General features: G+C 63.0%; 7 protein-coding genes. 3 read left to right on the top strand and 4 right to left on the bottom strand.

Annotated features, from left to right (window positions below; translation table 11 throughout):
- Positions 1-1,237: 1,237 nt before the first annotated feature.
- Positions 1,238-1,504, bottom strand: a complete 267-nt coding sequence (gene rpsT, locus N2604_RS39355) for a 30S ribosomal protein S20 (protein WP_260373258.1) — start codon at positions 1,502-1,504, stop codon at positions 1,238-1,240.
- Between the two features lie 423 nt (positions 1,505-1,927).
- Between rpsT and N2604_RS39350 the strand changes: the two genes are divergently transcribed.
- The 3 genes from N2604_RS39350 to N2604_RS39340 all read left to right on the top strand — a co-directional run bounded on the left by N2604_RS39350 (position 1,928) and on the right by N2604_RS39340 (position 4,160).
- Positions 1,928-2,245 carry a hypothetical protein gene (locus tag N2604_RS39350; RefSeq protein ID WP_025033220.1) on the top strand — a complete coding sequence of 106 codons (318 nt, stop codon included), beginning with the start codon at positions 1,928-1,930 and terminating at the stop codon, positions 2,243-2,245.
- Between the two features lie 228 nt (positions 2,246-2,473).
- Positions 2,474-3,130 carry a peptide-methionine (S)-S-oxide reductase MsrA gene (msrA, locus tag N2604_RS39345; protein ID WP_260373257.1) on the top strand — a complete coding sequence of 219 codons (657 nt, stop codon included), beginning with the start codon at positions 2,474-2,476 and terminating at the stop codon, positions 3,128-3,130.
- Positions 3,131-3,410: 280 nt separating this feature from the next.
- Positions 3,411-4,160 (top strand): polysaccharide biosynthesis/export family protein, encoded by a 750-nt coding sequence (locus tag N2604_RS39340; RefSeq protein WP_260373256.1) that lies wholly within the window; start codon positions 3,411-3,413, stop codon positions 4,158-4,160.
- Between the two features lie 61 nt (positions 4,161-4,221).
- Here the strand turns inward: N2604_RS39340 and N2604_RS39335 are convergent, their stop codons facing one another.
- The 3 genes from N2604_RS39335 to N2604_RS39325 form a co-directional block, all read right to left on the bottom strand.
- The gene (locus N2604_RS39335) at positions 4,222-4,893 is read right to left on the bottom strand and encodes a dienelactone hydrolase family protein (RefSeq protein WP_260373255.1); all 672 of its coding nucleotides are present in this window, start codon (positions 4,891-4,893) and stop codon (positions 4,222-4,224) included.
- Positions 4,894-5,062: 169 nt separating this feature from the next.
- Entirely contained in the window at positions 5,063-5,398 is a 336-nt protein-coding gene (locus tag N2604_RS39330) for a hypothetical protein (protein WP_260373254.1), read from the bottom strand.
- Between the two features lie 24 nt (positions 5,399-5,422).
- Positions 5,423-6,187, bottom strand: coding sequence for an alpha/beta fold hydrolase (locus N2604_RS39325; RefSeq protein ID WP_260373253.1), 765 nt, complete (start codon positions 6,185-6,187; stop codon positions 5,423-5,425).
- Positions 6,188-6,430: the final 243 nt, after the last annotated feature.

Below are 6,430 nucleotides of genomic sequence, written 5' to 3'. Positions count from 1 at the left end.
CGTCAGAAAACTTCTCTTGAGAGATATAGTTGCGTTGTGAGCGCCATGCAGGGTTCTTGCCACGGACCCTGAACTGGCGCGACCTCGAGCGAGTCCATCGTCGGGCATGGCTCGACCGTTCGGCGCGAACGCCGCGGGTCAGATCAGCGATGTCAGAGATGGAGGGGTCGCGAGGTCAGCGCGTACTCGGCGCTCCGTCACACGCGGGAGGCTGGAGATCCGACGGGGCTGAAACGGCATCGTTGGAAAAAGAAACGTGCTGAAATACCGCGTTGAGTCCGTAAGACATGATACCTCCCCGTCCTGCCGTGATCGCTCACGGCAGGGTCCTGCGTGTCCTGAAGACAACCGCGCCGTACTCCTGTCGCGGATGTCTGCCCAATGTACTCGTCGTCCGCTCGACTTCGCCACCTTGCGTGCCGGGGGTAACTTCGCGATGTCTCTCATTTGCGCTTGGCGCGAGCGGGAAAGATCCCGCTTGGAGACATTCAGGCAAAGAGCTACCATTCCCACATTGCTATGGGTTTTGCACCGACATCACTTGTTGAAGCGTCGCCTCCGTGCCTACCGCCGCCGATCTGCACGTTCGCCCCGTTTCCTAAACCGCGCTGGTCTGAAGATCGTGGGCGCCGCTGACTGGGTTAAGGAATACACTAAGCGGAAAGACTCGCAACGAAATTGATTCACAGTTGAGCCGTCAAAAAACTTGACCTCGGTTAACGCCGCCCACGAGTTGTTCACAGGCTGCGAAGCAAGTTTTTGAATCCGTGCACAGAATCGAGAAGGGCGCGCGTCATGTGACAATTATCGTTCAGCGCCAAATTTTTTTTATAAATTCGTCATGCGCCCGACGTGCGGCCGAAATTTCCAAATGCTTGTCGCTGCTATGTAGATAAGTGATTATCGAGTCATCGCTTTTCGAGACTAGTTTTGCAGGGTAACTCCACACTCACACGCGTTCCGGTGAATCTACGGTGTGCAGAACTCTCGTGGCCACCGATTCAATTCGCGCCCGCCGCACAGGGGTTTTTGCAACGCAGTGAAGTTTCCACTGTTGCAGAACATCTGCAGGTAGAACTACGGAACGAAGACTGACGCAGATGATTTAAATCGTCCAAGCCACGCGTGAGTCTCGCGTGACAGCTTGCGTGAATATGACAGCCAACAAAAAGCCCGGCACGAGGCCGGGCTGTTTGACGCGCTGACCGGATCGACCGATCAGCTGATGTCGCCAAGTTTACTTCGCGAGCTTGGCGATCTGCGCGGTAAGGCGCGAGACTTTGCGGCTGGCGTTGTTCTTGTGAATGATGTTGCGCTGGGCGGCGCGCATCAAGGCGGGCTCGGCAGTCGCGAGTGCCTTCACGGCGGCGGCGCGATCGCCGCTCTTGATGGCTTCCTCGACAGTGCGCACGGCGCCACGCATCTGGGTGCGGCGCGACTTGTTGATGGCGGTGCGGCGGGCGATTTTGCGCGTCGCTTTCTTGGCGGAAGTGGTATTGGCCATGGTCTCAATGTCCTTTGCGGGTACCGGTCGCGTCTTGGTCGGGTAGCGCCGGCTTGCTTGACCGCCTAATCGACGCTCGGATTTAGGGTGTTCGGTTGCTGGGCCGTTCCCGGAACATGAGCGACCGCCTTGCGGCTGTCTCTGAGGCTCCAAGGTGTCTTCAAGCTCATAGAGAGTCCTGAAGCCCAAGGTGCCTGCAACTGCTCAAAGAACAGCGGCGGCAGGATTGCGCCCACCGCCAGTTGGCGCCCTTATAGAGAGGGTCTTTCGCACCGTCAACGCTTTCGGGGGCCGGAAAGGTGCCTTTGGCGGCTCGGAGGAGTGCCGTAACGCCCTGAAGAGGTTGAATTTCTGCCGTCGCCCGGGTATTGGCTGGCATCGTTCCGCAAGGTCGTCCGGTCGGGCGACCATCGTAGGTGAGGCATGATCCGCGGCTTTTTCCGATTGATTGGGCTGTTGCTGCTCGCCGGCGGGTTCATCTTCATGGTCTATGACGGCGCCCGCTGGGTGGCCGACCAGACCCTCAAATTCACCCGTTTCGGCCAGTTCTGGAACGACATCAATCAGGCCAGCCAATCGGCGTTCCGCACCTGGGTCGAGGCCAAGGCGCCTTGGCTCTGGACCTCGGTGATCCGCCTGGTGCTGGAGCAGCCGGTCTTCGCCGTCCTCGGCATTTTGGGCATCCTCCTGATGATCCTGTTCCGCCCGCGCAAGCCCTTGATCGGCTATTCCCGGGATTGAGCTTTCAAGTCCTGCCGCTACCAGAGCATGATCCGGACCCGGAGGGCCACGTTAGCGCAAAGTGTGTCGCGGTTTTCCGAAAAGATCATGCTCAAACAATAAAGGCCTGGAACCGGCAGCGGCGTAACAACGCTGCCTCTTGCCGCGTAGAGCCATTATTCCCACTCATCGCGAGCACGCGTCTCGTCTCCTGCCTGGCCCAGGCATCGCTCGCCTCGGAGATCCATCATGCTGTTCATGCGCAAGACCACCGCATTGCCGAGCGCAGCTGACGCGCTGCCGGGCCGTGCGCAGGCCATCCCGACCGCGACCACCCATTTCGTCAACGGCGCGCAGCTGAAGCCGCCTTATCCCGCCGGTCTCGAGCAGGCATTGTTCGGACTCGGCTGCTTCTGGGGCGCCGAGCGCAAGTTCTGGCAGCTCGGCGATGGCATCTACACGACCGCCGTCGGCTATGCCGGCGGTCACACGCCGAACCCGACCTATGAGGAAGTCTGCTCGGGCCGCACCGCCCACACCGAAGTGGTGCTGGTCGTGTTCGACCCGAGCAAGATCTCCTACGAGGCGCTTCTGAAGACGTTCTGGGAAAGCCACAACCCGACCCAGGGCATGCGTCAGGGCAATGACGTCGGCACGCAATATCGAAGCGCAATCTACACCTATTCCGATGCGCAGAAGCAGGCGGCCGAGCAGTCGAAGGCGCTCTATCAGAAGGCGCTGGCAGCGAAGCGACTCGGCGCCATCACCACCGAGATCGCGCCCGCAGGCGCGTTCTATTTCGCCGAGGACTACCATCAGCAATACCTGGCGAAGAATCCCGCCGGCTATTGCGGCCTGGGCGGCACCGGCGTGTCCTGCCCGATCGGGATTGGCGTGAGCGCGTAAGCCGCTCACTCATCGCGACAGCGCGCGCTTCTTACCCTCCCCTGGAGGGGGAGGGTCGGCACGCGATCGAGCGAAGCGAGATTGCGTGACGGGCTGGGGTGATCTCTCCACTCGGGCACTGTTCGTCGCGGAGAGACCGTCACCCCACCCCGCTCGCGCTTCGCGCGATCGACCTTCCCCCTCCAGGGGAGGGTGGGAGACCGTCATTCGCCCCACTCAACGCTTTATTAACCATAACCGGTGCATCACTGGAGCTGTCTCGTTTCGAGGGATGGGTCCGGTGCCGGTTGCACGCGCGTTTCGATGGTCGAACTTGGCGTCCTTGGCAGCGTCCGCCGCGCTCGCCCTGGGCGGCTGCATGCAGACCGCAACCCCCGTCGCGATGGTGCAGCCTCGTCCCGATCTCGATTCCATGGCCTATGGGCAGCCCTATAATGCGCCGCAGCCGGTCGTCGTGGCCAGCAACGGCGGCGGCGGCGCCATCGCGGCGTTCAGCAATTCCTTTGCCGCTTCGCCCGCACCGATGCCGGTCGGCTACGCCGCGCCGATGGCGGTGCCGGTGCGCAATGGCGCCTCCTATCATCTCGACGCCGGCGACAAGCTTCGCGTCGTGGTCTACGGCCAGGAAGGTCTCACCAACAGCTATGCGATCGACGCCGGCGGCTCCATCACCATGCCGCTGATCGGCGCGGTGCCGGCCCGCGGCCGCACCACGGCAGGGCTGGCCGGCGAGATCGGCGCACGCCTGCGCAACGGCTATATCCGCGAGCCTTCGGTTGCGGTCGAGATCGAGACCTATCGTCCGTTCTTCATCCTCGGCGAGGTCCTCGCGCCCGGCCAATATCCTTACGTGCCGAACATGACGGTCGAGAGCGCGGTCGCCATCGCCGGCGGTTTCTCCCCGCGCGCCAAGCGCGACATGGTCACCGTCACGCACAGCGAGAACGGCGGCGCCATGCGCGCGGTCGTCCCGCTCGGCACGCCGCTCGCGCCCGGCGACACCGTGTTCGTCGGCGAGCGCTGGTTTTAGCGCTCTCTCCTCCAGTCATTCCGGGTTCGCGCTATCCGCGCCCCGGAATGACGCTCAAGCGTCATCTCAAATGCTTCGCGAAGAACGCCATGCTGCGCGGCCAGGCGATGTCGGCGCTGGCCTTGTCGTAGCTGGCGCGCTCGTCGCAATGGAAGCCGTGCTGGGCGCCCGGATAGATGTGGACTTCGACCTCGGGCCGCCTGGCCTTGACGGTCTCGACGTCGGTGAGCGGAATGCCGGCATCCTTCTCTCCGAAATGCAGTTGGGTCGGCACCTTAGGCGTCTCGTCGGCGAAGCGCACCACCGCGCCGCCGTAATAGCCGATCGCGGCCTTCAGGCCGGTCAATCGCGTCGCCGCGACGAAGGCGATGCTGCCCCCTAGGCAAAAGCCGATGATGCCCACGGGCCCGACGCTCTTCACCGCATCGATCGCAGCTTGCGTGTCGCGCAGCATCGCCGCCCAGTCCGGATTGGCCACGAACTTGCGCGCCTCCGCGATCTCGTCGGGTGAATAGCCCGACTGGAAGTTCGGCGCGGTCCGGTCGAAGATCGACGGCGCGACCGCGACATAGCCTTCCCCGGCAAGGCGGTCGCAGACCGAGCGGATGTGGTGATTGACCCCAAAGATCTCCTGGATCACCACCACCGCACCCTTCGGCGCGCCGGCGGGATCAGCGCGATAAGCGCCGAGCTGGAAATTGTCCGAGGCCGTCAGCTTGATGTCTTGTCCCACGCGGGTTGTCCTTCTTGGTTGTCGATCCGAAATTCAGCTCTCTCCCCTCATCCTGAGGAGCGCGCTCTTCGCGCGCGTCTCGAAGGATGCAAGGCCGAGATGCAGCAGCGGGGCCTTTCATCCTTCGAGACGCTTACTGCGCAAGCTCCTCAGGATGAGGGGCAACACCTCACTCCCACATCCAGTTCTCGCCGTAATCCTCCTTCCATCCGGCCAGCCGGCCGTGGCGGAATTGCAGGAACAGGCGGTGACGGTGGGGGATCAGTCCGCTGCCGCCGATGTTGCGCAAAGCGAGATAGATCTCGTGGCCGGGACGGCCCCGCACATATTGCAGCGGCTGACCGAGGGCGCGTGCGGTCTGTTCGGCATCCATGCCGAAGGCAAGCGGAATGTTGTTCGACAAGGTCGCGACGAAGGGCTGGCGCGGCGGCACGGCGCCGACCGGCTCGGCCTGCGCGGATAGCGACAGCAACATCGTCCCCGCAGCCAGCATCATCAGCTTCATCGCCTATGTCCCTGCTCGATCGGCCTATGCCGGCAAGTTCTTCAGGAAAGGCGCGACCGCGTCAACAAAAGCCTGGGGCTGATCGATGTTGACGGCGTGTCCGGCCGCGGGGATCACGACCTTTTGTGCGCCGGGGATTTTTGCGGCCATGTAATCGGACGCGGCGAGGAACGGGGTGTCGTCGGCACCGACCACGATCAGGCTGGGCACCCTGATATCGGGCAACAGTTCCATGACGCGCGCGTCGCGCTGGGTCAGCATGCCGCGCGCGGCGAGCGCAAGCCCGCTGGCGTTGCGATGGTTCGCGGTGGCGCGCTCGCGCGTCGCCGATTTCAGCACATCGAGGCCTTCGCGGTCGAGCCGGTCGGCGGTCGCAAGCGCCCGCGCGTTCCAGGCTTCGCGCGCATCGTCCTTCTTGAAGCCGGGGCCGGTGTCGAAGATCAGCAGCGCGCGCGCCCGCTCCGGATGTGCGCGATAGAACGCCAGCGACATGTAGCCGCCGAGCGAAAGCCCGCCGATGATGGCGCGCTTCGCACCGACCGCATCGAGGATCGCCGCCATGTCACTGACCGTCAGCGCTTCGCTATACGCGCGCGCATCGTCGGGATAATCGGACTGGCCATGGCCGCGCATGTCCCACAGGATCAGCGTGTGATCCTTCGAAAGCGCGTCGATCTGCCCATGCCACATCGCCGATGTCGAGGAATAGCCGTGCGTGAGCAGCAGCGGCGGCCCGTTGCCATGAACCTCGTAATAAATTCCGACGCCGTCGCGATCGATCTTCGGCATTATTTCCGCCCTTTCTTTTTCTTCGCCACCAACTCGGTGCTTCACCCTCTCCTGGAGGGGGAGGGTCGGCTCACATGGAGCGCAGCGAAATGTGAGACGGGGTGGGGTGACGGTCTCTCCATCTCCAACAGTGTTCGTGTGGAGAGATCACCCCACCCCGCTCGCGCTGCGCGCGATCGATCCTCCCCCTCCAGGGGAGGGTAAGGTTCGCCGTTGGCTTCATTCTACTTTGCCAAGTTACCT

Source organism: Bradyrhizobium sp. CB1015, from assembly GCF_025200925.1.
Classification (GTDB): Bacteria; Pseudomonadota; Alphaproteobacteria; order Rhizobiales; family Xanthobacteraceae; genus Bradyrhizobium.
The sequence above is the reverse complement of the archived record's forward strand: the minus strand, read 5'-3'. Positions and strand labels throughout refer to the sequence as shown.

What these genes read in the sequence shown, in the direction of transcription:
- rpsT (WP_260373258.1), bottom strand. Translation starts at nt 1,504, where the DNA reads ATGGCCAATACCACTTCCGCCAAGAAAGCGACGCGCAAAATCGCCCGC.
- N2604_RS39350 (WP_025033220.1), top strand. Translation starts at nt 1,928, where the DNA reads ATGATCCGCGGCTTTTTCCGATTGATTGGGCTGTTGCTGCTCGCCGGC.
- msrA (WP_260373257.1), top strand. Translation starts at nt 2,474, where the DNA reads ATGCTGTTCATGCGCAAGACCACCGCATTGCCGAGCGCAGCTGACGCG.
- N2604_RS39330 (WP_260373254.1), bottom strand. Translation starts at nt 5,398, where the DNA reads ATGAAGCTGATGATGCTGGCTGCGGGGACGATGTTGCTGTCGCTATCC.
- N2604_RS39325 (WP_260373253.1), bottom strand. Translation starts at nt 6,187, where the DNA reads ATGCCGAAGATCGATCGCGACGGCGTCGGAATTTATTACGAGGTTCAT.